18 protein-coding genes and 3 pseudogenes are annotated in these 25,201 nt (G+C 69.6%); 12 read left to right on the top strand and 9 right to left on the bottom strand.

Translation table 11 applies throughout. The annotated features are described in order from the left end of the window. Positions 1 to 299: 299 nt before the first annotated feature. A pseudogene (locus ABZ818_RS30880) lies at positions 300 to 371 on the bottom strand (transposase); the annotation flags it as partial. Positions 372 to 497: 126 nt separating this feature from the next. On the opposite strand from ABZ818_RS30880, the gene ABZ818_RS30875 reads away from it, so the two are divergent. Continuing rightward, entirely contained in the window at positions 498 to 1,262 is a 765-nt protein-coding gene (locus tag ABZ818_RS30875) for a GNAT family N-acetyltransferase (protein WP_361421803.1), read from the top strand. Positions 1,263 to 1,386: 124 nt separating this feature from the next. Here ABZ818_RS30875 and ABZ818_RS30870 read toward each other — a convergent pair whose 3' ends face one another. Further along, the gene (locus tag ABZ818_RS30870) at positions 1,387 to 1,608 is read right to left on the bottom strand and encodes a hypothetical protein (RefSeq protein WP_361421785.1); all 222 of its coding nucleotides are present in this window, start codon (positions 1,606 to 1,608) and stop codon (positions 1,387 to 1,389) included. Between ABZ818_RS30870 and ABZ818_RS30865 the strand changes: the two are divergent. After that, positions 1,593 to 1,775 (top strand): annotated as a pseudogene (locus tag ABZ818_RS30865) (SAM-dependent methyltransferase); the annotation flags it as partial. The gene ABZ818_RS30870 and the pseudogene ABZ818_RS30865 overlap by 16 nt on opposite strands. Before the next feature lie 109 nt (positions 1,776 to 1,884). On the opposite strand, the gene ABZ818_RS30860 reads toward ABZ818_RS30865, so the two are convergent. Further along, the gene (locus ABZ818_RS30860) at positions 1,885 to 3,426 is read right to left on the bottom strand and encodes a substrate-binding domain-containing protein (protein WP_361421782.1); all 1,542 of its coding nucleotides are present in this window, start codon (positions 3,424 to 3,426) and stop codon (positions 1,885 to 1,887) included. A 272-nt stretch (positions 3,427 to 3,698) separates the two neighbouring features. Then, the gene (locus ABZ818_RS30855; RefSeq protein WP_361421779.1) at positions 3,699 to 4,817 is read right to left on the bottom strand and encodes a serine hydrolase domain-containing protein; all 1,119 of its coding nucleotides are present in this window, start codon (positions 4,815 to 4,817) and stop codon (positions 3,699 to 3,701) included. Between the two features lie 187 nt (positions 4,818 to 5,004). On the opposite strand from ABZ818_RS30855, the gene ABZ818_RS30850 reads away from it, so the two are divergent. The 6 genes from ABZ818_RS30850 to ABZ818_RS30825 all read left to right on the top strand — a co-directional run bounded on the left by ABZ818_RS30850 (position 5,005) and on the right by ABZ818_RS30825 (position 13,645). Continuing rightward, entirely contained in the window at positions 5,005 to 5,679 is a 675-nt protein-coding gene (locus tag ABZ818_RS30850) for a TetR/AcrR family transcriptional regulator (protein WP_361421776.1), read from the top strand. Positions 5,680 to 5,905: 226 nt separating this feature from the next. Next, positions 5,906 to 7,018, top strand: coding sequence for an ABC transporter substrate-binding protein (locus tag ABZ818_RS30845; protein WP_361421773.1), 1,113 nt, complete (start codon positions 5,906 to 5,908; stop codon positions 7,016 to 7,018). A 127-nt stretch (positions 7,019 to 7,145) separates the two neighbouring features. Beyond that, complete coding sequence (locus ABZ818_RS30840) at positions 7,146 to 9,488, top strand: polysaccharide lyase 8 family protein (protein WP_361421770.1); 2,343 nt, start codon at positions 7,146 to 7,148, stop codon at positions 9,486 to 9,488. Positions 9,489 to 9,934: 446 nt separating this feature from the next. Then, a complete protein-coding gene (locus ABZ818_RS30835; RefSeq protein WP_361421767.1) occupies positions 9,935 to 10,465 on the top strand; it encodes a (2Fe-2S)-binding protein in 531 nt (176 codons plus the stop codon). Beyond that, positions 10,452 to 11,441 (top strand): xanthine dehydrogenase family protein subunit M, encoded by a 990-nt coding sequence (locus ABZ818_RS30830; RefSeq protein ID WP_361421764.1) that lies wholly within the window; start codon positions 10,452 to 10,454, stop codon positions 11,439 to 11,441. Before ABZ818_RS30835 ends, ABZ818_RS30830 begins: the two co-directional genes overlap by 14 nt. Next, a complete protein-coding gene (locus tag ABZ818_RS30825; protein WP_361421761.1) occupies positions 11,438 to 13,645 on the top strand; it encodes a xanthine dehydrogenase family protein molybdopterin-binding subunit in 2,208 nt (735 codons plus the stop codon). Before ABZ818_RS30830 ends, ABZ818_RS30825 begins: the two co-directional genes overlap by 4 nt. A gap of 122 nt (positions 13,646 to 13,767) precedes the next feature. Here ABZ818_RS30825 and ABZ818_RS30820 read toward each other — a convergent pair whose 3' ends face one another. Next, positions 13,768 to 15,072 carry an MFS transporter gene (locus ABZ818_RS30820; protein WP_361421758.1) on the bottom strand — a complete coding sequence of 435 codons (1,305 nt, stop codon included), beginning with the start codon at positions 15,070 to 15,072 and terminating at the stop codon, positions 13,768 to 13,770. Positions 15,073 to 15,662: 590 nt separating this feature from the next. Between ABZ818_RS30820 and ABZ818_RS30815 the strand changes: the two genes are divergently transcribed. After that, complete coding sequence (locus ABZ818_RS30815) at positions 15,663 to 17,312, top strand: TlrC/CarA/OleB/SrmB family ABC-F type ribosomal protection protein (protein WP_361421800.1); 1,650 nt, start codon at positions 15,663 to 15,665, stop codon at positions 17,310 to 17,312. A gap of 106 nt (positions 17,313 to 17,418) precedes the next feature. Here ABZ818_RS30815 and ABZ818_RS30810 read toward each other — a convergent pair whose 3' ends face one another. Next, a complete protein-coding gene (locus ABZ818_RS30810) occupies positions 17,419 to 17,976 on the bottom strand; it encodes an XRE family transcriptional regulator (protein ID WP_361421755.1) in 558 nt (185 codons plus the stop codon). A gap of 112 nt (positions 17,977 to 18,088) precedes the next feature. Beyond that, on the bottom strand, positions 18,089 to 20,227 hold the full coding sequence (locus ABZ818_RS30805; protein WP_361421752.1) for a helix-turn-helix transcriptional regulator: 2,139 nt from the start codon (positions 20,225 to 20,227) through the stop codon (positions 18,089 to 18,091). A 128-nt stretch (positions 20,228 to 20,355) separates the two neighbouring features. On the opposite strand from ABZ818_RS30805, the gene ABZ818_RS30800 reads away from it, so the two are divergent. Next, positions 20,356 to 20,676, top strand: coding sequence for a DUF6191 domain-containing protein (locus ABZ818_RS30800; protein ID WP_361421750.1), 321 nt, complete (start codon positions 20,356 to 20,358; stop codon positions 20,674 to 20,676). A 29-nt stretch (positions 20,677 to 20,705) separates the two neighbouring features. After that, positions 20,706 to 20,978 (top strand): annotated as a pseudogene (locus ABZ818_RS30795) (DEAD/DEAH box helicase family protein); the annotation flags it as partial. A gap of 169 nt (positions 20,979 to 21,147) precedes the next feature. On the opposite strand, the gene ABZ818_RS30790 reads toward ABZ818_RS30795, so the two are convergent. Together ABZ818_RS30790 and ABZ818_RS30785 are read right to left on the bottom strand one after the other, a co-directional pair. Further along, positions 21,148 to 21,276, bottom strand: coding sequence for a hypothetical protein (locus ABZ818_RS30790; protein ID WP_263638119.1), 129 nt, complete (start codon positions 21,274 to 21,276; stop codon positions 21,148 to 21,150). Then, positions 21,251 to 22,576, bottom strand: a complete 1,326-nt coding sequence (locus ABZ818_RS30785; RefSeq protein ID WP_361421746.1) for an OFA family MFS transporter — start codon at positions 22,574 to 22,576, stop codon at positions 21,251 to 21,253. The genes ABZ818_RS30790 and ABZ818_RS30785 overlap by 26 nt, the downstream gene beginning before the upstream one ends. 300 nt (positions 22,577 to 22,876) lie before the next feature. Between ABZ818_RS30785 and ABZ818_RS30780 the strand changes: the two genes are divergently transcribed. Continuing rightward, positions 22,877 to 24,490: a right-handed parallel beta-helix repeat-containing protein gene (locus tag ABZ818_RS30780; protein WP_361421743.1), complete on the top strand. Its 1,614-nt coding sequence runs from the start codon at positions 22,877 to 22,879 to the stop codon at positions 24,488 to 24,490. The last annotated feature ends 711 nt before the right edge of the window (positions 24,491 to 25,201 follow it).

The following is a 25,201-nucleotide window of genomic DNA, read 5'->3' as shown; positions in this document are numbered from 1 at the left end:
TTGTTCGCACTTCCCAATTGGCGGCCGAGTCGTCGTGGGGAGCCGGGCGGCCAAGCCTCCCAAGCCATGGTCGGCAGCGTCATGAAAGCCACACCGGCTCCCCTGGGTCCCCAAACCAGCATGATCCGTCCCGGGATCCGCGCCCGTATCGCCCTCGCCTGGCGGGCCGCCGGCCCCGCGAGCCCCGCAGCCCGAGTACTGCTCGACAGCCTGCGCGAGAGCCTGCCTGCAGTGCCCGCGACGCCCGCTGACTAGTGCCGCATCAGGCAACGTTCGCCCTGTTCACGACGTCGCGGAGGCGTTCGTCGGGCCTCGATCCGGTTCAGCCAGGAGCTGTTGGTCGGCGTGTAGGCGAGCTCGACGTTGTCGGCTGTGCTGGTCGCCGACGTGACACCGTCGGCGAGCGATCCAAAATCACGTGCAACCTGCGCCCAGTCATGCTGGGATCATTCGTTATGAATGTTCATTTCCTCAATGACGCCGACTTGACGGACAGGATGGAGCAGAATCTGGCGGAACATGCCTGTCACCTGCATCGGAGCATGAGCGGTGCGACCATTACAGAGACTGATGACCTCCTAGTCGCCGACAGCAGCCTGGACGACGACACGTTCAACATCGTTGCCGCGGCCCGCTTCACCGTCACCACCGCTACGGCACGTATCACCGAGACCGCCCGGACACTGGCTCGCACCGGCCGCCGCTTCTCCTGGTGGGTGGGGCCCGCCTCGAGGCCACCGGACCTCACCGCCCGCCTGACGGCGGCTGGTCTGCCAGCATCCGAACGCGAGACGGCGATGTGGGCCGAGTTGGACGACACCCTGCCGCTGCCCGCCGCCCCAGGACTGGACATCCAGACGGTGGCCACGCCAGAACAGCTCGCCGACTACGCCGCGGTTCTCGCCGCGAACTGGACCCCACCTGCTGACACCGTCCGCCGCTTCTTCAGCCAGGCCGCCCCGCAGGCCCTGGCCGCGCACTGTCCGGCCCGTTACCTGGTCGGCTACGTAGACGGCCTTCCGGTCTGCTCGGCCGAAGTGTTTCATCACGCGGGGGTTGCCGGGATCTACAACATCTGCACCCTGGCCGCCCACCGCCGACGCGGCTACGGCGGTGTCATCACACTTGCCGCACTCCACACGGCCCGCGACCGAAACCACCACATCGCGGTCCTGCAGGCGTCCACCGACGGCGAGCCCGTCTACCACCGCCTGGGATTCCGCTCCTGCGGCCAGTTCACCGAACACACCATCAACCCCTGAACACCCCGAACTCCACAAGCCACCTGCCCACTTTCACAACGACCCTGGTCACAGCCATTCGTTGATGGCCGCGACGAGAACGGTCGCCTCGTAGCGGACCGCGAGCTTGATGCCCCTATGGGTGTCAACTTGCTGACCTTGCATTGCACTTGGTCGGGCTGATCGTCTGGTAGACCTCTCGTGCGACGTAGCGCTTGAAGCAGCGGATGGCTTCACGGCGGGTCTTGACCTCGACGGTGCGGCGCTCTGCGTAGTCGCGGGTGCGGGTGTCCCAGCGCAGGCGGGCAAGCGCGATGCTGTAGAAGGCGGAGTTGGCCTGAGGTCGCCGCCTCGGTTGAGCCAGCACCCGGCCCCGGAATGGCTCATCAGTTCCGCCTCAGGCTGCCCGAGATCCCTCTCGTGCTCGGTCACGGCAACAACCTGCCGCTTGCGTCCGACTCCGTCGACATCCTCACCTACGCCCAAGCCTGGTACTGGACCGACCAGCGAAAATCCGTCCCGGAAGCCCTACGACACAGATCTGCCCCGGGTTCGGATTGATCCTTCCGGCGCATCGAACCCCACCCGGGTCTTCTGGGTATCCCGACGGAGCGGCCGGCCGAACTACGCAGGCGCGCGAGGTTCAGTCGGCCGCGCCGCAGACCCGCAGTCCCACGGGTGTTCCACACGGGAGATGGCCGTGGGTGGCGACCACGCCCTTGCCGGTTCCGTTGTCGACGGCGTACGCGAGGAAGCTGGAGGCCAGCGAATCGGCGGGGGGATGGCCGTAGGTGTAGGCGTACTCGATTTCGCGGTACGGATAGCCGCTCGACTCGAGGCGGTCCAGGTCGGGGGCGTGCCCGTCCAGTTTGAGACGGTGCAGCCCCTTCGGCCGCTCTGGAGCGGAGGCGGCGCGCAGCTCGCTGTAGCCGATCGCGCCCGGTGTGCGGGCCACGGTGGCGAGGACCTGCTCCGTCGAGTCGAGTTCGCAGCGCAGCACCGGCGTGCTGCGAACCGTACGGTTGACGCAGTCGTCCGACGACGCGGGCGGTTCGTCCGCGCCGCCCAGGACGCGGCTGATCAGGGCGGAGCGGGTGCCGGAGCCAGAGGTGCGGCTGACCAGGACGACGGGCAGGTCGGGGCCGTCGAGCTGCGACCAGTTACGGATCTCGCCCCGGTAGAGACGGCGTACGTCGGCCACGGGCAGGTTCGTCAGGCGCACGTCGTCGTGCACGACCAGCGTGAACAGGGAGACCGCGATGCGGCTCTCGCTGAGCTGGGTGTAGCTCGCCGGGCGCGGGCCGTCCGAGAAGGCGATCACCGGCGCGCCCTGCTGGCGCCGGCCCCCGGACAGGGCAAGTTCACGTACTCCGGTGCGGCTGCCGTAGGTGGCGACCGTGATGTCCGGCTTTCCGCCGCAGTGGTCCCGGTACTTCTGTGCCAGTTCGTTCATCACCGGCGCGAACGCCGTCGAACCGGTGAGCCTGAGGCTGCCCGTCTCGCAGTCGTCGGGCAGCGGGCCCGGCACAACGAGCGGCAGGGTAGCCGCCACGATCAGCGCGAGGCCGAGGACGACGGTGGTCCAGCGGGCCTGCTTGCTGAACACCGGTGGCTTCTCATCGGGCGTCAGGCTGTGGTTCTCGTGGAGCGTGCCGTCCTTGATGTCGCCGGTGACGACGACCGGAGCGCCCTCCACGCCGCCCGTCAGGAGCACCAGGATCTTGTAGTGGGCACCCGGCTTGAGCGGGACGCGCGGGATGCGCAGGGTGCTCGGGCCCGCGACGAACAGGCCGGGCTGGTTCTCGAAGTAGCCCATCAGATTGGCATGTTCATCGGGCAGCGTGACGTCCTGCGCCTGAATGCGCCGTCCCGGGAACTCCGCGGTGAGCCCGTACTGCGCCGAAGGGTCGATGTAGTCGGATTCTTCGACGTGCCGCGATCCGTCGTTCTCGATGCGCAGCAGGACGAGGGTGGCATCGCGCATCGTGGGCAGGTCGTTGAAGAGGCCGAGGCGCGGGTCCACCCCGCCTGCCTGGCCGTTGTGGCCTATCGCGATGTCCATCTGCTTGCGGAAGCCGATGCGTCTGCTGCGCCGGGCCCGCCGGTCGGCGATGAACGGCGTGACGATGGAGACGACGCCAAGCACCAGGCCGGCGGCCGTGAAGGTGATTTCGAGCCATCCCACGAGGCCGACAGTACGGACCCGCCGGGCGATTCGGCGGGGCCAGCGGCGATCGTCTCCGACTGTTCGTCAGTTGTTCAGGTCCGACGTGCGAGTGACACGGGATCGCGGTGAGCGCGGCCGCCGACCCGACACAGCATCATCCAACTCACCCGAGGTTGAAGGCACTTGTGGGCCATGGAAGACGCTCGTCGGCCCGACGCCCGGCAACTTGACGCACACGTCTATGACAAGGCGGGCCACCCGCACAAGGAAAGCGCCTCTCTCCGGCTCGGTCAGCCGTACATCGCCACGCGGTAGAGGGCCGCGAGCGCGTCGTCGATGGGATGGAGCTGCGGCTTGCCCGAGGAGTCGAGCCTGTTCCACCTCTGGAGGTTCACCGCGACGGCCATCTGTCGCTTGCCGTCGGCACGGGTCATGGCCAGTGCTCCAGCACCCCAGACCGTGCCTCCGTGGCCCCAGAAGGTACCCTGCCCGGGAGTCTCCATCGGGTGCATGCCGAGGCCGTAGTCGATCGTCTTTCCTTCTTGAGAGACGACCGGGACGGTGCGTTGCATCTGCGCCAGCGACGACGGGCTGACGATCTCGCCGGCCAGGAGTTTGCGGAAGAAGCGGTTGAGGTCCGTGACGGTCGATATCAGCGAGCCCGCCGGCCCCACCCATGACATGTCGTAGACGCTGTAGTCGCGCGGGGGGTCGATCATGCCGAACCATGCCTCGTAGATCTGCGAGTGCGGCCCGTCGACGTACGGTTCGGTGGGGAGTTCGGTGTCCCGGAGTCCGGCGCGCTCGATGACGTTCCGGGTGATGTACCGCTCGGCCGTTGTGCCGGTTACCTGTTCCAGGATTTCGCCGAGGAGCAGGTAGTTGGTGTTGGAGTACACCCCCGGAGTGCCGCCCGGGGCGCCGACGGCAGGTGCGGTGACCCCCATCTCGATCAGTTCGGTGGGGTGAAACCGCGTGAGCCGGTTGTCGTCCAGGCTCTGGGGCCCGGTGTCCGCGAGGGCGGGAAACGCCTTGAGGGAGGGGTAGGCACAAGGGAGGTACTCGGCGAGGCCGCTGGTGTGGTTGATCAGCATCCGGACCGTGATCGCGTCACCGCGTTCCCCGGGAACCAGCCTCGGAAGGTACCGGCCGATCGGCGTGTCGAGTCCGATCCGACCGCTCTCGACCTGCTGCAGAACCGCGGCGGCGGTGAAGGTCTTGGTGATGCTGCCGACGCGGTGCCGCATGTCGGTGGTGACGGGGCGACCGGTGGCGACATCGGCGACCCCGGCGGCGCCGCGCCAGACCTGGTCGCCGTCACGCACCTCGGCGAACAGGCCCGGCATCCCTGCGCGGTGGACGTCTTCCATGGCGGCGCTCAGCTCCGCGGGATCCAGTGGATTCCTCACAGCATGCGTCCTTTCGTATTCCCCGGGATGAGCTTCACGTCGGTGGCCCGATGCGGGTAACAGGGCACGAGTGGCACGCCGACCAGCCTGCTGCCCGGCCCCTCGGCACGCTCATGTCCCCATTATGCACGCGGTGCGTGCAACACCAAGTGCATAAGATAGGCTGAGAACCGGCGAGAGGAGTGAGATGGCAGGCCGAAGGCGCTGGTCGACAGAGGAGATCCTGGATGCGGCGGCGGAGCTGCTGCGCACGAGCGACGCGGAGTCGTTCAGCGTTCGCAAGCTCGCCGCGACCCTCGGGACCGATTCCTCCAGCCTCTACCGGCATTTCCGCAGCAAGACAGAACTGCTGCGGGCGGTCGCCGACCGGATCCTCCTGGCCGCCATGGACGGCTACCGCCCCGAGGGTGACTGGAAGCAGCGCATCATCACCCTGGCTCTGCGCGTGAGAGAGGCCTTCGGCCGGCAGCCCCAGCTCGCCGCGATCTGGGGACGCTATGCATCAGGCGGCACCGGTTCCCGGCTGGTCATGGAAGAGGTGCTGCAGGCCCTACGAGCGTCGGGACTGCCCGACGAGGAGATCCCGGCGCGCTACCACCGGATCGCGGTCCTGCTCGCCGCGTTGATCGCCTCCGAGGCCGGGGTCAGCACCATCACCCCCGAGGAGCACGAACAGGGCATGGAGCTGTTCCGGGTCGCGGTACTGGGCGCCGACCCCGAACGCTTCCCCGCCCTGGCCCACTTCGCCCGCGACGTCCGCCCTCTCGGGGCAGACCGCCGCGCCGCGTTCGACGAGATCCTCGCCGTCCAACTCGCCCACATCGAGGACGCAATCCGCCGCCGACCGCCTGAACAGCGGTGACGCGCCGACCGCTTGAGCCCGCCAAGGTCTCTTGATCCCGACAGCTCAGCGAACGCATAATCGGTTGCCTGTCGGCGCTGGTGGTGGATGCAATGTCTGGCATGGTCACCCAGGTGCGCCCGCCACGGCGAGATGAGATGAACGCGTACTACCGGGCCTTGCCACTCCGCGATCCGGACACACTGCAGCCGAATCGTCCGAATCGTCACTCGGGAGACTCCAGCGTATGAATACGCCACCATCACCACCTGGAGCGGAGCGGACTGACGGATCATCCGTGCGCATCGGCGCTCTCGTTCCGCTCACTCGGCCTGGCTGGGTCGGGGCAGGCCGGCACTTGCTCGCTGGACTCGAGTTGGCCGTTCGCGAAGTCAATGACGCCGGCGGCATCGTCGGAAGACCACTGGAGTTGGTGGTCCGAGACACAGCGGCCGATCCGCAGAGGGCCGCGGCGGCCGTAGAGGAATTGGCTCGCCTGGGCGTGGCTGCCTTGGTTGGGGAGTATCACAGCGTCGTCGCTCGCGCCGCCGCCACCCGAGCCGACGCCCTCGGTCTGCCGTTCCTCTGCTCGTCAGCGGTTCTCGACGCGCTCACCGAGCAGCCGACGCAATGGGTCGCGCGCCTCGCTCCGGCGCAGTCCCGCGGCTGGCAGATCTACGCAGACTTCCTCCTCAGCGCGGGCCACAGTCGAATCGCCGTAGCAGCCGAGTCGAGTGTCTACTGGGCATCCGGGACCCGCATTCTGCGGGACTACCTCGCTCCACGCGGCGGCACCGTCATCGAACTCGACCTGCGCGCGCTCGCCCCCGCGGCCGTGTGCGACGAACTCGTCGGCAATCGCGCGACAGCCCTCCTACTTCTGGTCGGCCACCCGGAGCCGGCCGTGTCGATCGTCAAGTCCGTCCGCCGCGACCGGCGCCTCGCCGAGATCATGATCGGTGCCCCGGCCGGGCAACCGGAGTTCACCGAGTGGGCGACGCTGCTGGGCGACGACGGCGCCGCGATCCCGTTCCTGCGCTACCTGCCCGAGCGCCTCAGCCCACTCGGTGCACGAGTCGAGACGGCCCTGCGTGAGCGGCTGGCCGAAGCGCCCTCCTTCGTCGCCTTCGAGGGCTACGACACGATCACCGTCCTCGCCGACGTGCTGCGTTCTCACGGCACGGACCGGGCGCGCACTGCCGAATCCTGGCCGCGCGTTGCAGTCGAAGGCACCCGCGGGCAGATCCAGTTCTCCCGCACGCCGGGCATCAGCGTGTGGCAATGGGCTGGGACGCCCATCCAAGTCGTTGATCGAGATCCGGCGGAACCCGATCGCTTTCGGATCCGCCACACCAGCTGAGCGGGCACGGAGGTGACTCGAGAACAATCTCAGCGCCAACCACGATTCCATTGATCCCGAACGCCGTAGAGTCGACCTTCCGTCCGGCCCGTAGACAGCGCTTTCCGTCGGCTGATAGGGCATGTTCATGACTCCGAACCGCCGTACGTTCCTGATCGCCGCGGCCGTGGCTGCCGGCGCGGCTCCCTCGCTCACCGCGCCCGGTCCGGCGACCGCCGCGCCTCAGGCCGACGAGTACGACACGCTGCGACAGCGCTGGCTGGAGATCGCCCTCGGTACCGGCTACGACGCGACCGCCGAGCCCTACGCGTCCCGGCTCCGAGAGACCGGCGGCCTCGCGAGCGACTTCCGCGCCACCATGGCGCCCGCCGCGAACTCCCTGTGGCCCGGCTATGCCTTCGACCCGCCCGCCGGCATCACCCAGAGCTACAGCAGGCTGTGGACAATGGCCCAGGCGTATGCGCAGCAGGGCACCGGCCTGACCGGCGACGCCAGGCTCCTCGCGGACATCCTGCGCGGCCTCGACCACCTCACGGCCACGGTCTACAACTCCTCGACCACCCGCTACGGCAACTGGTGGGAGTGGCAGATCGGCAGCCCGCGCCTTCTGATGGACATCGTGGCCACGCTGTACGACCACCTCACCGAGGCCCAGCGCGGCGCCGCCTTCGCCGCCGTCGACCACTTCGTCCCCGACTCCATGCTCGGCGACTACACCGGCACCTCCACCGGCGCCAACCGAGTCGACCTGTGCCGCTCCGTGGCGCTGCGCGGCATCCTCGGCCGGGCCCCGGAGAAGATCGCGCTCGCCCGCGACGCGCTCTCGCCGGTCTTCCCGTACGTCACCAAGGGCGACGGGCTGTACACCGACGGATCATTCATCCAGCACACCTGGATCGCGTACTCGGGCACCTACGGACAGGTCATGCTCGACGGGCTCGGGCGGCTCTTCGCGCTGCTCGCCGGGTCGACCTGGGCCGTCACCGACCCGGGCCGCCAGATCATCCTCGACAGCGTCGAGCACGCCTACGCCCCGCTGATCTTCGACGGCCTGGTGATGGACAGCGTCAACGGCCGTGCCATCAGCCGGGGTTATCTGCTGAGCGACGATCAGCACATCATGCGCAGCGACCACTTCCACGGGCAGGGCATCATCGCCGCGATGGCGCTGCTCGCGGGTGGCGCGAGCGCGGCCGAGCGCGAGCGCTGGTACGGGCGCATCAAGGGCTGGATCGCCCGGGACACGGTCACCCCGCTCCTCAGCGCGCCGCAGTTCGGCGTCGCGGACCTGTCCCGGCTGCACGCGGTCGCCGACTCGGCGGTGGCGGCGGCTCCGGAGCCCGTCGAGCACCGCCTCTTCGCCGCCATGGACCGCGCCGTCCACCGCAGGCCCGCCTTCGCCGCGAACACCTCGATGTCCTCCGAGCGGATCGCCTACTACGAGTGCGGAAACGGCGAGAACCCGCGCGGCTGGCACACCGGCGCCGGGATGCTCACCTGGTGGGCCACGGGCGCCCGCAGCGACCAGTACACGGACTGGTTCTGGCCGACCGTCGACTGGTGCCGGCTGCCTGGAACCACCGTCTCCACCAAGCGACTTGCCGATCGGGCGGGCGGCGAGTGGGGCGCGTCCCGGCCCGCCGTGCAGTGGGTCGGCGGCGTCACCGACGGCGAGCTCTCCGCCCTGGGCCAGCACGTCAAAGGCCTCGGCTCCACGCTTCAAGCCCGCAAGGCGTGGTTCTGCGCCGACGACGCGATCGTCTGCCTCGGGGCCGGAATCACCGCCACGGACGGCGTGCCCGTCGAGACGATCGTCGACAACCGCAACCTCGGCGAGGGCGGCACCCAGGCCTTCGCCGTCGACGACCGGCCGCGGCCCCGGTGGGCCCATCTCGAAGGGCACGGAGGCTGGGTCCTGCCGGGCGGCGCCGAACTGCGCACTCTGCGGGAGGACCGCACGGGCGCCTGGTCCGACATCAACACCACCAGCTCCACCGAGCGCCGCACCCGCCGCTGGCAGACCCTGTGGCTCGACCACGGCACCGACCCGGTGGCGGGTTCGTACGCCTACGTCCTGATGCCGGGCGCCACCCGACGCGCCGTGGCCGAGCGGGCGGCCGAGCGCGACTGGCTGCGGATCCTCGCGAACGACAGCACCCGCCAGGCCGTCGCCATCGACCGCCTAGGGCTGACCGCCGCCACCTTCTGGCAGGCCGGATCGGCGGGCCCGCTCACCGTCTCCGCGCCCGCCGCGGTCCTGTTGCGCCGTCGGGGGCGCAGCGCCACACTGTGCGTCAGCGAGCCGCCCCGCTCCGGCGCCCCGGTGGAGATCATCTGGGACCGGCCTGTGCGTCGCGTCGTCGAGAGCGACCCGTCCGTTCAGGTCCTGGAAACCGGCCGCAGGCTGCGGCTCAAGATCACCCCGGGGACGGCGTGCGTAAGCCATCGGTGCGAGGTGACTCTCGGTTGACGAACGGCAGGACGCGGTTCAGGCCGGCCGCTATGTTCCAGGCGAGCGCGTCGGAAATCTCGCGCGCGGAAGGTTAACTTTAGGCCCTGTATGCCGAGTTGGCCGAGCATCAGCAGTGTGCTGCACGGAGCGAGAGGCCACGTCGTGCCGCCGCGAACTCGGCCAGAGGCAGGACCCGGGCCCGGTGTGACGAGCGTGCGCTTCACCGCGTAGCCGGCAGCCCCCGTTTCGCTGGGCCATCGGCACATCCGTCTTTGGGAGCGGCCGGGGTGGAGACGGGCCGGTGCCCCGTGCCGGAACGCCTGTTCAGCGTATATTGGGGAGAAAGGCGGATGTATTGACATCAAAAGGTTGATCCCGCCTTTCGTGGCGCCTGACGAACCAACTCACCGGATCCGCCCCCGGAGGGGCTTGAGTCGTATCCGACCCGTCCCGAGGAGGACGCGATGAGGGACGTGGCGAGCAAACGGGACGTGGACGAGCGTCCCGTGGTCACCGAGCGGGTCGTGACACTCACAGTCAATGGCCGGTCATACACCCTGCGCCTGGACACCCGGGTCACCTTGCTGGACGCCCTGCGGGACCGGCTGGGCCTGGTGGGCACGAAGAAGGGCTGCGACCAGGGTGCCTGCGGCGCGTGCACGGTCCACCTGGACGGTAGGAGAGTGCTGTCCTGCCTGACCCTGGCGGCGCAGGCCGAGGGCCGGGCGATCACCACCATCGAGGGCGTCTCCGGCGCCGACGGGCCGCATCCGGTGCAGAAGGCGTTCATGGAGCACGACGGCTTCCAGTGCGGCTTCTGCACGCCGGGGCAGATCATGTCCGCCGTTGCGCTGATGGCCGAGGGCCGGGCCGGATCCGATGAGGAGATCCGGGAGTTCATGAGCGGCAACCTGTGCCGGTGCGGTGCCTATCCCAACATCGTGGCCGCGATTCGCGAGGCGGCGTCCGGGGGAGGTCCCGATGCGCGGCTTTGACTACGTACGGGCCACCGACACCCAGGAGGCGGTACAGCTGCTGGCGGACGACCCGGCTGCGTCCTGCCTGGCGGGCGGCACGACGCAGCTCGACCTGATGAAGGACGGGGTCCTGGAGCCGCCGCGGTTGATCGACATCACCCGGCTCCCGCTGCATGGCATCGAGCGCCGCGGCGAGTCCCTCCACGTGGGGGCGCTCGCCAGCATGGAGGAGCTGGCCGCCGACGCCACGGTGGTCGAGCGGCTGCCCATGGTGCGGGAGTCCCTGCTGCTGGGCGCGTCGGTGCAGCTGCGCAACATGGCCACCATCGGGGGCAACCTGCTGCAGCGCACCCGTTGCCGCTACTTCCGCGACCCGACGGTCGTCGAGTGCAACAAGCGCACCCCGGGCTCCGGCTGTGCCGCGGTGGACGGCGTGGCGCGTATGCACGCCGTGCTCGGCGTGAGCGAGCGGTGCATCGCGCTGCACGCCTCCGACCTCGCCGTCGCCTTGGTGGCGCTGGACGCGGTCGTCCACATCCAGGGGGTGTCGAGGCGTCGGACCGTCCCGCTGACGGAGTTCTACCTGACGGCCGACGAAAGCCCCGAGCGCGAGAACGTCCTGGAGCACGCCGAGCTGATCACCGAGGTCGAGATCCCGCTGCCGTCGCCGGCCGCCCGGTCGGGCTACCTCAAGGTCCGCGACCGGATGTCGTACGAGTTCGCCCTCACCTCGGCCGCGGTGCTGCTCGTCGTGGACGACGGCACGATCCGCCAGGCCCGGGTCGGGCTGGGCGGGGTGGGGTCGAAGCCCTGGCGGGCCTACGAGGCCGAGCACGTGCTGACCGACGCGCCGGCCACGACGGCCACGTTCCAGGACGCGGCCGAGGCCACGATGCGCGAGGCCTGGACCGTCCCGGGTACGGCGTTCAAGGTGCCGCTCGCCCGGCGCACACTGACGCGCCAACTGCAGACAGTGTCGGGAGTGACCGCATGAGCACCGTCGAGAGCCGGCCGCTGGTCGGCGCGGGCATCAGCCGGGTCGACGGCCCGCGCAAGGTCACCGGCACCGCCCCGTACCCCATGGACTTCAGCGTCCCCGGCCAGGCCTACGGCGCCGTGGTGCAGAGCACCATCGCCGCAGGCCGGATCGTCCGCATGCACACCGAGGCCGCCGAGAGCTCCCCGGGCGTGATCTCCGTACTCACCCACGAGAACGCCCCGGAGGTCGCAACGGGACCGACGACGGTGCTCGGGGGGCCGACGCCCGCACCACTGCGGAGCGACCGGATCCTCCACCACGGACAGCACATCGCCTTCGTGGTGGCCGAGACCCCGGAGCAGGCCACCGCCGCGGCACGCCTGGTACGAGCCGACTACGAGGCCGCGGAGCCGCTGTTGGACCTCCAGGACCCCCGGGCCGAGCAACTCGTCGACCCGTGGAGGATGGACCACTCGCGCGGCGACGCCGCCGCGGCACTGGAGACCGCGGAGGTGACCCTCCGCGCCATGTACACCACGGCGGACAACACCCACAACCCGCTCGGGCTGTTCGCGACCCTCGCCGCGTGGGAGGGCGACACTCTCACCGTCCACGACACCAGCCAGTGGCCGTCGATGGTCCGCACCACCCTCGCCATGGTCTTCGGTATCCCCGAGAGTTCCGTGCGGGTCCTGGTGCCCTATGTCGGCGGGGGCTTCGGCGCCGGACTGCGCGTGTGGCCGCACGTGATCCTGACCGCCATGGCCGCCCGGGTGCTGAACCGCCCGGTCAAGCTGGTCCTGACCCGACCGCAGATGTTCACCTCGGTCGGGCACCGCCCCAGCGGCGTGCAGTGGCTCGGTGTCGGTGCCACGCGCGACGGCGAACTGGTCGCCCTCGACCACCGCAGCCTCAGCTCCCTGAGCATGGAGGGCGACGACTTCGAGCCGTTCGCCTCGGCAACCGCCTTCGCCTACCGGTGCCCCAACGTGATCACGCGGGACCGGCAGGCACGGATCAACGTCTCCGCACCGACGTCCATGCGCGCCCCGGCCGAGGCTCAGGGCAACTTCGCGCTGGAGTCGGCGCTCGACGAACTGGCCTACGCCCTGCACATGGACCCCCTGGAGCTGCGGTTGCGCAACTACACGGACGTCGACCCGCGCAACGGTCTGCCCTGGTCCGGCAAGGCGCTCCTGGAGTGCTACGAGGCCGGTGCCCGGCGCTTCGGCTGGTCCGACCGGAACCCCGAGCCGCGCTCCATGCGCGACGGGAACTGGCTCGTCGGCTACGGCATGGCGAGCGCGCTGTTCCCCTACTTCGCGCAGCCCTGCGCGGCGCAGGCCACCGTCAACGGCGACGGCAGCGCGCTGGTGCGCAGTGCGGCGACCGACATGGGCACCGGCACGTACACCGTGATGACCCAACTGGCCGCCGAGGAACTGGGTCTGCCTCTGGACCTGGTCCGCTTCGACCTGGGCGACTCGGACATGCCCAACTCGATGATGGCAGGCGGCTCCGGCCTGACCGGTGCGCTGGGCAACGCCGTGCACGATGCCTGCCGGCGGCTGGTGCGCTCAGTCGCGGAACTCGCGCGTGGCGACGCCGACTCGCCCCTGTTGGGCGCGCCCCCGGACGACGTGGAGTCCACCGGTGGGCGGGTCCACCTCGCAGGCTGCCCGGACCGCGGGGAGTCGTACGTCGACATCCTCGCCCGGCACGGGCTGCCCGAGCTCACGGCGAACGGGATCAGCACTCCCCCGGTCGCCACCGATCTGGGCATGTCTCTCGCCGGCGCGTACGGCGCGAAGTTCGTGGAGGTCCGGGTCGACGCCGACCTCGGCCTCATCCGGGTCGCGCGGGTGGTCTCCGCGATCGACGGTGGCCGCATCCTCAACGCGAAGACGGCCAGGAGCCAGATCATCGGCGGGACGGTCGGCGGCATCGGCATGGCCCTGTACGAGGACACCGTCACCGATCCGCGCACCGGGCGCGTCGCCAACGGTACGTTCGCCGACTACCTCGTCGCCGTGAACGCCGACGTACCCGAGCTCGACGTGGTCTTCGTCGGCGAGCCCGACCGTGGCACCGCGACCGGAACCAAGGGCGTGGGCGAGGTCGGCTTGGTCGGCATCGCGCCCGCGATCTCCAACGCTGTGTACCACGCCACCGGAAAGCGCCTTCGTGAACTGCCGATCACCCTCGACGCCCTCCTCTGAGCCATCGCCGCCCGCTGTCGGTACGTCAGTCGGCTGAGCCTTTGAGTTGGTTGTGACCGCGCTTCCGTGGTGGCTACGGCCGCTGACGGAGTCGTGCCGGCTCTTCGCGGCGACAGGGGCCGTCACGCAGACGGGACCGGAGTCTCCGGCGGGGCGGGAAGCGTCCGTCCCAGGCGGGCGAGTGGGGACAGGGCCATCAGTGCCGGCGACAGCAGCATGCCTGCGGCTGTTACCAGGAGGCTGGTGCGCGTACCCCATACTTCTGCGAGAAAGCCGCCGAGCAGCGAGCCGAGCGGGGTCAGTCCCATGCCGACAAAGTTGATCGTCGCGGCCGCGCGGCCCTGCATCCCGTCCGGAGTGAGGGTCTGCCGGACGGCCATGACCGTGACATTCACCAGCTGGCTGAAGGTCCCGAAGACGAAGTTGACCGTGAGGAGCGCGAGAAGCGTCACCACAGAGGGGCCGTGCAGTGCGGGCACAAACAGGAACACGCCGTCGCCGAGTGCTGCCGCGGACACGAGTACAGCGCCATATCCGAAGCGGCTCGGCAGGCGGGCGGCCAGCAGCGAGCCCAGGAGCGCGCCCGGCCCCGTCGCAGCGAGTGCCAGCCCAACGGCGGTGCCCGACAGGTGCAGGTCCCGTGGCAGGAGCAGCAGATAGACGGTCGTCACAGCCGCGAAGGAGAACTGGAAGGCGGCTGATGCGAGGCACACAGTCCGCAGCGACGTGTCGCCCGCGACAAAGCGGAGGCCCTCATGGATCCGCCGCCAGACCCGAGGAGGACGTTCCGAGCGTTCCGGGATGGATTCGCGGCGACCGATACGTCGGATCGACAGGAACGACAGCGCGAAGAACACTGCGCTGGAGGCGGCGGCGATCGGCGCCGACAGCACGGACACCAACGCGCCGCCGAGGGCGGGACCGCCGATCTGCGCCGCGGACCGGCTGCCCTCGAGCGCGCTGTTGCCCCGCACCAACTGATCGCGTTTCACCAGCCGTACGAGAGATGCCTGGTACGCCACGTCGAAGAACACGGACAAAGCCCCGATGGCGAAGGCAACCACGAGCAGCGCCGGCAGGCCAAGCCAACCGAGGAGGCCGGCCACGGCGGCGGCGCCCAGCGCCAAAGCCCGACCGGCGTCCGTCAGCACCATCAGCGTGCGGGTCCGCCACCTGTCCACCCACGCCCCGGCGAAGAGCGACAGCAGCAGGATCGGCGCCTGCCCCACCGCGAGCAGGGCGCCCAACTGGCCGGCACCGGCGTCGAGCGTCAGGACGGCGAAGAGCGGCAGAACCACCAGACTTGTGTGTTCGCCCAGTTGGGAGGCCGTCTGGCCCACCCAGAGCCTGCGGAAGTCGCCGTCCCGCCACAGGCTTGACGGAACAGGTCGACCGGAATCGGATACAGCGGAGGAAGAGGACGGCACAGGGACCCCTCGGAGGACCGAAGACGAGACCCGCCAATCGGCACACGACGGGTGCACCGACCATTTCAGGCAGCGGGAAAGGAAGGCTCGCTGTGCCGCGCATCAAGGGCAGCACACGATGACAGGCCGCTCACGGCCTCAAACGTCAACGCGTGCTCGGACGACCGACCATGTCTTCGCTCCTCGTGAGTCACTCGCTGCGCGAACACTAGCTCCCGTTCGGCAAGGCACGAAAGGCGATTAAGAGATCGTCGGGTGCCGTGCCGACGATGGTGAAGCGTCTGGTGCCGGGCGGGTTGTGGGAGTTGTTCCCGGAGCCGTCCGCGGCTCCGGGAAACACCTGTCCGCCAGCGACCCACCGAAGAAATGGCTTGTCGGCGTTCGGATTCCCCGCCTAGAGTGCTGCGTATGGGTTCCCTGTGACAGTCCCCGTGCGGCCGCGTTGAGCTCGGCTCCGCCGTCGTGCGTTCTCATCCGTGCTTCCGCTCCTCCCGTGATACCGCCTGTCTGGCGTGCCGTGGAGGGATCTGGCGTGCGCGGATGCGTCCATCCACCCATGCCGATCGGCCCGGCCGAGAACAGGGGACTCCGTGCCTGCCTCACAGCTATCTCTTCAGAACGTCACCCGCCGCTACGACGACCACGTCGTTCTGGACGACGTGTCCCTCAGCATCAAGCCCGGCGAGAGGGCCGGCATCGTCGGGGACAACGGAGCCGGTAAATCCACCCTGTTGCGCCTGATCGCCGGGCAGGATCGGCCCGACAACGGCGAGTTGGCCGTGGTCGCGCTTGGCGGCTTGGGCTATCTCGCTCAGTCGCTGGCTCTGCCTCCCGAGGCCGGCGTCCAGGACGCCGTGGATGTGGCTCTTTCCGATCTGCGTGATCTGGAAGCGCGGATGCGCCACGCCGAAGCCGCACTCAAGGGCTTGGCGGGGGCGGAGCTCACCGCGGCGCTGGACGCCTACGCCGACCTGGTCGCCCGGTACGAGGCGCGCGCCGGCTACGAGGCCGATGCCCGGGTTGACATCGCCCTGCACGGACTCGGCCTGCCGGGCCTCGCGCGGGACAGACCACTCGGCACATTGTCGGGCGGTGAGCGGTCACGGCTGGCGCTGGCCGCGACCTTGGCGTCCCAGCCGGAACTGTTGCTGCTGGACGAGCCGACCAATGATCTGGACGACCAGGCGGTGGGCTGGCTGGAGGCACACCTGCGGGCGCATCGCGGCACGGTGCTCGCGGTCACCCATGACCGGGTGTTCCTGGAACGGGTCACCACCACGATCCTGGAGGTCGACGAGGGCAAGGTGACGCGTTACGGCGACGGCTACGACGGCTACCTTGCCACCAAGGCCGCTGAGCGACGGCGCCGTCTGCAGGAGTACGCGGACTGGCGCACGGAGCTGGCCCGCAACCAGAAGTTGGCCGCCACGAACGTGGCACGGCTGGACGCAATTCCTCGCAAGCTGCCGTTTGCCGTGTTCGGCCACGGCGGCTTCCGCTCCCGCGGCCGTGGTCACGGGGCGATGGTCCGTATCCGCAACGCGAAGGAGCGTGTCGAACGGCTGACGGACAATCCTGTCGCGCCGCCGCCCGAACCGCTGGTGTTCGGCGCCCGGATGACCACCGCCGACGGTCGGACGTCGCAGGCCGCGGCGGAACTCACCGGCATCCGTGTCGAGGGCCGGCTACAGGTGCCGTCGCTGCGGATCGGCGGCGAGGAGCGGCTGTTGGTCACCGGGCCCAACGGGGCCGGCAAGACGACGCTGATGCGGGTGCTGGCGGGCGAGCTGCAGCCCGATGAGGGGACGGTGCGTACGCGGGGCCGAGTCGGGCACTTGAGGCAGGAGGAGACACCGTGGCCGACCGGCCTGACAGTCCCGCAAGCGTTCGCCTACGGCCGCGCGGGCGACCTGGACGAGCACACGGACCATCTCCTGTCCCTGGGCCTGTTCAGCCCCGCCGACCTGCGCCTGAAAGTGTGCGAACTGTCCTATGGACAACGGCGCCGGATCGAACTGGCCCGCCTTGTCAGCGAACCCGTCGACCTGTTGCTGCTGGACGAGCCCACCAACCATCTCTCCCCCGCCTTGGTCGAGGAGCTGGAAGGAGCCCTTGCCTGCTACCAAGGCGCGGTCGTCGTCGTCTCTCACGACCGCCGCATGCGGAGCCGCTTCACCGGCAGGCACATGGAACTGAATGCCGGCCACGTCGCACAGTTCCATGAGGCCCCAGCGCACTGAACCCGCAGCTCGCCTCTGCGTCCGCATCAGCACAAGGTGGCCTTCTCCAGCGGACCCTCTCCCGCGGGAAGGCCACCACAGCGGGACAAGTACCTGCATCGGCGGCTCAGAAATCCAGGTCGAGGTAGTCAATTTCGTTGATGGCCACGTCCGACAGTCCCATTGCGCGTACTCCGCCGTCCTGGAAATAGATCTCTTTGAATCCTTCGGCGATGATGTGGCGCATCTGCTGGTCGCCGGCTCCCGTGTCACGGGCGTCGAACAGGCGCTGCGCGTACGACGGGGGGAGGTGCACGGTGAGGCGGCGGAAGCGGCCGTCGTCGGTGGTGCCGACCGGCGCGGTGTACCCGAAACGGGCCCGCGTCTCCACCGTGATCCCGCCGGTGGCGGCGGCCTGCTTGCGCCGGCGCTTGCGGACCTGCGGCTGCCAGCGCGACCGCACGGCCGCGTCGATCTTCTGCTGGATCTCCTTCGGCGGGTGCTTGCGCGCACCTCGCCGGTAGCGGTTGACGGAATCGGCAGTGACACCGAGTTCCGCGGCGACGGCCTTCGCGGACTTCAACTGCTTGAGCAGGAAACCGATCTGGCCCTTCAACGTCTTGGGCGGCTCCCGCGTGAAAGCCTCCCGGTCGGCGCGCTCGATCGCGTCCTCGATCTCTCCCACAGCGTCAGTTCCCTTCGGAGGCAAGGTCCTTGCCGTCGGTGCGGTTCAGCATCCGCTCCAGTTCGGTGTCGGCTTCGAGGCGCGGGGCGACGATGCTGGTGCCGGCCACGGCCTACTCGCCTTCGTCCAGGACGGCGTCGCCACCCTTGATGTGCCGAGCGGGGTTCAGGCCCTGCTCCATCAGGTCGACCGCCCACGCCGTCTCCTGCACTCCTTCGACCTTGGCCAGGCCGGGGCTGGCTCCAAGGCGGAAGGCGCCGGGGATCGGCTTGCCGCTGGTGCTGTAGGGCAGGAAGTCCAGCGGGCTGCGGCCCGGGCTGGGGTAGACGACGCAGTCGGACAGTACCGCGAGGGGGTACAGGCCGGTGAACTCCGCCATCTTGAGCATCTTGCGGTGCATGTTGACCCGGGCCTTGCTGATGACGGCGGCGCGGATGTCCGGGCGCCAGGTCGGGCGTTCAAGGGCCGGCCAGCGCTCGCCGTCCTTGTAGTGCCGTCCCTGCGGGCGTTCGCGCAGCTTGCCCACGCCGCCCTTGACGGTCGCCTTGATGGCCGCGAGGACGGCCGCCAAACCGGGGTCGGCCTGCTTGTGCCGCTCCATTGCCGCGAGGAATTCGGTGTCGCTGAGTTCCTTGGTGACGCCCAGGTCGGCGAGGGTGTCGACGTAGGCGGTCTTGAGCCGGTCGTGCCACGGGTCCAGGTACGCACCGGTCTCGCGCCGCAGGTACGCCTCGGTGGGCTGAACGTTGTAGCCGAGTTCCTGGGCGTAGGCGACGGTGTGGGTCTGGTACCAGGCGGGTCCCGTTGGCCGGAGGCCAGAGGGGGTGAACGGTGAGGGCAGGCGCGGGTCCGACTCGATGTGGGACAGGTCCACGAGCCATGAGCCGGGGATCCGCTTGTCGAAGTGCGGGTGCCGGACGTGCTCCGGGCCGGACAGGCCGACCATCAGACGGGCCGCGGCCGCGAGGAAGGCGGTGTTCAGGTCCACGCCGACCACCCACGGAAGGGCTGCCTCGTCGCCGGTGAGCAGGTCGAGGTCGCGCACCCACTGGTACGCCTCCTCGTCCAGGAAGCCGCCCTTCCAGCCGGAGTTGACGACGACGGGGTGCTCCTGGGTGGCCTCCGGCGGTGCCGGGTCGACCGGCTCCGTCCCGAGCGATCCGGGGTTGTGGCCGGAGACCCAGTTACCGGTCACGCGGTCCTGCACTGCCCTCGTGGGTGGGCGCAGCGCAGTCATCAGTTCCAGCCCGGACACGGCCGTAGAGCCGCGAGGGGTGATGACGCGCTGGGCGTAGATGCCCAGGACGCGTGCGATGTCGGCAGGCTCCATCTCCGCGACTCCCGGCCAGGCCCGGGTGTCGAGCGCGTCCCACGACAGGACGGCGAGCTGCACGCACTGCCGCTGCCCGGCCTGCGCGGGGCGGTAGATCCGCGCCCATGGCCCGAACCCGCGCCGCGTCAGCTTCCACTTCGCGCGGGTGACCTGCTTGACCACGGGATGGTCGTCCGGCAGGCGCAGGGAGCGGCGCTGCTCGTGGCCCTCCAGGCGCTCCGGCAGCCCGAGCCTCACGGCGGCCGCCGCGGTGAGCACGATCAGCGGGTCGCTTTCCTTGCCGTTGCGATGCAGCTTCTGCGCACCGAGCCCGGACTCGCGCAGCGTCCACTCCACCAGTTGAGGGATGGTGGTCGCCGGGCAGTCCAGTACGATCCCGTTCACGCCGAACGCGGAGCCGTCACCGTCCAGTACGGCGAGCGACCCGTGCGGGAACCGCGGGTCCAGCGCGGGCTGGGTGGCCTTCTTCACGGCTGGGCGGCGTGCCGATGTGACCGGGCGGCGGGCGGCCGGACGTTCCGGCGCGGCCGGAACAGCGGGTGCCTGCACCCGTGCGGTGGTCTCCGCCTTGGGCTCGGCCAGGCCGGTGAACGCCTCCGGAACCGGTGCCGACTGGGGCGCGGCGGCCGAGGCGGGAGTAGGAGTGGGAGTGACGCCGTGGGCGGGGTGGGCCGGGTGCTTCGCCGCCCAGCCGTTCAGTAGCCGCTGGTAGGCGGACAGGCGTGGCTCCTTCGGTTCGGAGCGGCCGTTCTCCCAGTTCTTGACCGTCTGCGTCGACGTCTTCAACGCGACCGCGAGGCGGGCCTGCGTGATCCCGGCGGCCTCACGCAGCCGGGCGCGCTCCGGCGGAGGCGGGAGCTGCGGCTCCTCCTCCAGAAGCGCGTCAACCGACGCGAACAGCTCTTCCTCGGTTGCCATCTCCATACCTCCATCCCGACACTAGCATCATTTAGCCCTGCTTTTAACCAAGTTGTTTAGCTCGATCTGATGATGTCGTGCCTTCGACGGCTGAGTGCAGCAACGCCGTTCCCCTCCACAATGGCCGTATGGCATTCGTCTTCTTCATGACCCTGCCCGGGCTGGTCGTTGCCCTGACCTTGGTTGCCTTTGTCGACCAGCTGCTGTTGCGCGCGGGACGGGCCGGGGTGTTGCCGTGGCGAAACGGCCAGCGACAGGGCCAGATCTCGGCGACCGGGTTCGAGCAGCTCCACGCGAGTCTTTCGCCGGGCAAGCAGAACGAGCTGAAGGAGCGGCAGTCGGCACTGGTCATGCCGGACAACGAGGACGACGGGGCACCGCCGAACAGGACAACGGTGGACCTGGACGGAGGAACTGCGGTCGTCCGGATGCCTCGCCTCGGTCACTAGGAGGCTCGCTCGAACTTCGATGGCACGAGCGGGACCACCAGGTCGAGGCCGGCAAGGCGATCGTTCGCGGCCTGGACGTACCGCCCCACGGGATCCCCCCGAACGGACTGCGCGGCCAGGTCCACGCCGCCTGCGGCACCGGCAAGACACTCATCGCGGCCGCCTCCGCACGCCGGATCGCTCCCAAGGGACGCACGCTGGTCCTGGTGCCGACGCTGGATCTGCTGACCCAGACCGTGCAGGCCTGGCACGCGGCCGGGCACAAAGGCCCGTCGGTCGCGGTGTGTTCACTCCAGGACGAGCGCACCATCTGGCAGAGGCTGCTGGACGGACAGCGCAAGCGTCTGGAGCAGCTCGGAGTCGTGCCGCTGCCGCCGCAGCAGGAAGCGCCCCCGGAAGGGGGACGCCCGTGTGGTCGGCTGCGCGCCGGCTCTCGGGCGCCCGGGCACCTCCCGTACGCCACCGGTGGCCTCACCCAGTGAAGAGCTGCTTGGCCTTCAGGACGAGTTCGTAGAGGCCGTAGCACAGGGGCGCCCCCACCCACAGCCAGGAGAGGGTGATCAGTGCTCGCCGGTCAGGCGGGCTGCTCGCGTCGGCCATCGGCGGCCTCCTTCTGTGCGGGAATGTGGTGGCGGGGATGGACGGGCCGTACGAACTCGTTGGCGATGAACCCGATGACGAGCAGTCCGATCATGATCATGAAGGAGAGGCCGTAGAGGGACGACCCGTGCTTGCCCGCCTCCTCCTGGCGGTCGGCGATCCAGTTCACGATCAGCGGGCCGAGGACGCCGGCGGTCGACCACGCGGTGAGCAGCCGACCGTGGATCGCGCCGACCTCGTAGGTCCCGAACAGGTCCTTCAGATAGGCGGGGATCGTCGCGAACCCGCCGCCGTAGAAGGAGAGGATCACGAGCGCGCACAGGATGAACAGCGGCTTGGACGAGTCGCCGAACGACGCGATGAGCAGGTACATGAGCGCGCCGACGCCCAGGTAGACGCGGTAGATGTTCTTGCGTCCGATCAGGTCCGAGGTCGAGGACCAGCCGATGCGGCCGGCCATGTTGGCCGCCGACAGCAGGGCGACGAAGCCGGCGGCCGCGAACGCCGACACCGGAGTGGAGCTGTCCGCGAAGAAGTCCGTGATCATCGGGGCGGCCTTCTCCAGGATGCCGATGCCGGCGGTCACGTTCATGCAGAGCACGAGCCACAGGCACCAGAACTGCGGGGTGCGCACGGCACTGCGGGCGGAGACCTGGGCGCCGGCGAAGGCACTCGGCCCGCTCTCGGCGGGCTTCCTGGCGCGCGGCACCCGCACCAACAGGACGCCCAGGGACATGAAGACGGCGTACGCCAGCCCGTGCACGAGGAAGGCGAGGGCGATCCCCGAGTGATCGGCGCCGAACGAGTCCAGCATCTGCGCCGACCAGGGCGAGGCGATCAGCGCGCCGCCGCCGAAGCCCATGATGGCGATTCCGGTGGCCATGCCGGGCCGGTCCGGGAACCACTTGATCAAGGTGGAGACGGGCGAGATGTAGCCGATGCCCAGTCCGATGCCGCCGACGAATCCGTAGCCGATGACGATCAGCCAGTACTGCTCGGTGTACGCCCCCAGGGCGGCGAGCAGGAATCCGGAGGAGAAGCAGACCAGGGCGACGGTCATCGCCCAGCGCGGTCCGTTGCGCTCCACGAGCGTGCCGCCGAACGCGGCGGACAGACCGAGCATCACGATGGCCAGCTGGAACGGCAGCGCGCTTTCGGTGCCGTCGAGGTGGAGCGCGGACTCCAGGGACGGTTTGAACACGCTCCAGGCGTAGGCCTGGCCGATGGAGAGGTGGACCGACAGAGCGGCGGGCGGAACCAGCCAGCGGCTCCATCCCGGGGGAGCAACGGGAGGACTCATGATCCCGGACGGTACGAATCCCGCGCCTGGTTGAACACCATCCGGTCGACCGTATGCGGTAAGCGGTATCCATCGTGCGACGAACGGTTCTTGAGGGCCGGCGTATCCGATCGAACGATCGACTGAGGAGGCGGCACGCCGCCTTTCGATCATATGGCGATCGAGGTGTCCATATGGCTTGACCGAGGTCAGTCAGTCGGCCACCCTACGGTGAGGCACCACTCGGGGCGGAGGCCCGTCGCAACGACGCGCGCGCGGCCTGCCCCACCTCAAGCCGCTCCCTCCTCAGAGAGGACCCGCATGCCCCACCGCCCCTCCGGCGCCCGCCTCGGCGCCGTGCTCGCCGGCGCAGTGGGAGTCGCGCTGGCCGCCACCGCCACCGCGTCCCCCGCCCTTGCCGACAGCGCCCCGCACGGACATCGCTACTACCTCGACTGCTCCGCGGACGACGGACCGGGCGACGGCAGCCACGCGCACCCCTGGACCTCCCTGGCTCAGGCCGGCGCGCATCGCTACGGCCCTGGCGACCAGTTGCGCATCGCGCGCGGCACGACCTGCACCGGCACCCTCGCCCCGACCGGCGCCGGCTCCGCCGCCGCGCCCATCCGGATCGGCGCCTACGGCACCGGTGCGCTGCCGCATCTGGAGGGCGGTGGCCTGCACGACACAGTGCTGCTGCGCAACATGGAGTACGTCGAGGTCCGCGACCTGGAGATCACCAACTCCGGCGGCACGCCCGGCACCGAGCGCAATGGCGTCCGGCTGGAGCTGGCCGACCACGGCATCGGCCACCACTACGTGCTCGCCGGCCTGGACGTGCACGCGGTGCGGGGCGGCGACTTCAAGACCCTCACCGGTTCCAGCGGCATCCAGATCGACGTCGCCGGCACGACGACCGCGAGCGCCTTCGACGACCTGCGGATCACGGGGAACCGCATCCGGGACGTGGACCGGGAGGGCATCTACTTCAAGTCGACGTTCTCCCGCCGCGACCTGGTGGGCGACCAGCAGGACCCCAAGGCCTACCCGGGCCCGTGGACGCCGAGCACACGTGTCCGCATCGACCACAACACGCTGACGTCGATCGCCGGTGACGCGATGAAGCTCGACACCACCTCGGGGGCGGTCGTCGAGCACAACCGGGTGGACGGCTTCCAGTTGCGCTCCAAGGTCGCCAACGCCGGCATCTGGACGTTCAACACCGACGACACCCTCATCCAGTACAACGAGGTGTCCGGCGGCGGCAACAGCCTGGACGGCATGTCCTTCGACGCCGACGGCGCCTCGAACCACACCGTGTTCCAGTACAACTACAGCCACGACAACAAGGGCGGCTTCCTGCTGAACTGCCCGTACAGCGGCGCGAAGACCGTCGACGTCGTCGCCCGCTACAACATCAGCCACAACGACGGCGCCCGCCTGCTGCAGAACTGCTGGGGCCCGATCCTGAACACGCAGATCTACAACAACACCTTCCTCAACAAGGAAGCCGTTCCCACCTACCTGGTGCAGGACGACGCCGGTTCGCCTGCCACCACCCGGCACGAACTGACGGTCCGTAACAACATCTTCGCCGGTCCGGGGGACACCGCCACCGGCTCCTACCGCTTCAAGAACCCGACGCCGGACCTGCACTTCGACCACAACGTCCTGTACGGCATCCCGGGCGGCGTGCCCGCCAACACCGACGGCAGCGGCACGAACCCCGGCGGCAGCACCGCGGACCCGAAGCTGATCGCCGCCATGGCGGGCGCCGACGCCACCGACCCCGGCTCCCTCCGCGTCGCCCAGGGATCCTCCGCACTCGACCTGGGCGTGCCCGTGCCGGACGCGGGCCGCCACGACTACTTCGGCTTCCCGATCCCGAAGCGGCACCCCGCCGCCGGCGCGTACCAGGGACCGCCGGTCCGCTGACCCGAAGGGCGGGCTCGCAGGCCGGTTCGCAGGCGCAGCAGGCCCTTTCGGCGAGGCCGCCATGGGCGGCGCAGGGGCGGAGCGCGGCGATGAACTCGTGGTGTCCGGCGGCCTACGCGCTCTCTCCCTCCGGTGTACGGGCGGCATACCCGAGGCGTCCACACACCGCTCCCGCCCAGGCGGGAGTGAACAATACGAGACAAGTCGGCAACTGGTCTTGCCAGGTTGGCCCGGCTGTCGGAAAGCTGCAGGCGCCATCGATCAGTCGCCGCCACCGCGCTCCCCCGCCGCGAGTGGCTGCCCACGAAGGAGAGGCCCTCATTCCGCAACTGGACTGACTGACGAGCGCCTCACCCACGGGCGGCGGCGCGACAAGCCGGTGCTCCTCCGCGTGCACCAGCCGCTGTCCTTCACCGTCTCCGGCACCTGCCCGCGCGACTGCTGTGACGAGGCCGGGACAGCGGCCGTGCCGGTGCGAGCCGATTCCGAGGCGTTCGCCCAACGGCGGCCGCCACCAAGGTAGTCGCGCGTCACCTTCCCCGCCGTTCGCCGCGTTCCCCCAGCGCAGGCGGACCTCCACCCGCTCCCCACCGCGATCTCGGACCTTCCCGCTGTGCGTCCGATGGCTGCCGCCACCGGTCACCCCTGCCCCGAGGGGCTGTCGGCCCGTGCTGCTGCCGCGCGCCGGTCCGAGTGCCACATCGAAAGGAT

It is taken from the genome of Streptomyces sp. NPDC047453 (assembly GCF_040643155.1).
GTDB lineage: Bacteria > Actinomycetota > Actinomycetes > Streptomycetales > Streptomycetaceae > Streptomyces.
Note: the sequence above shows the minus strand (reverse complement) of the source record. Positions and strands in the feature narration are given on the sequence as shown.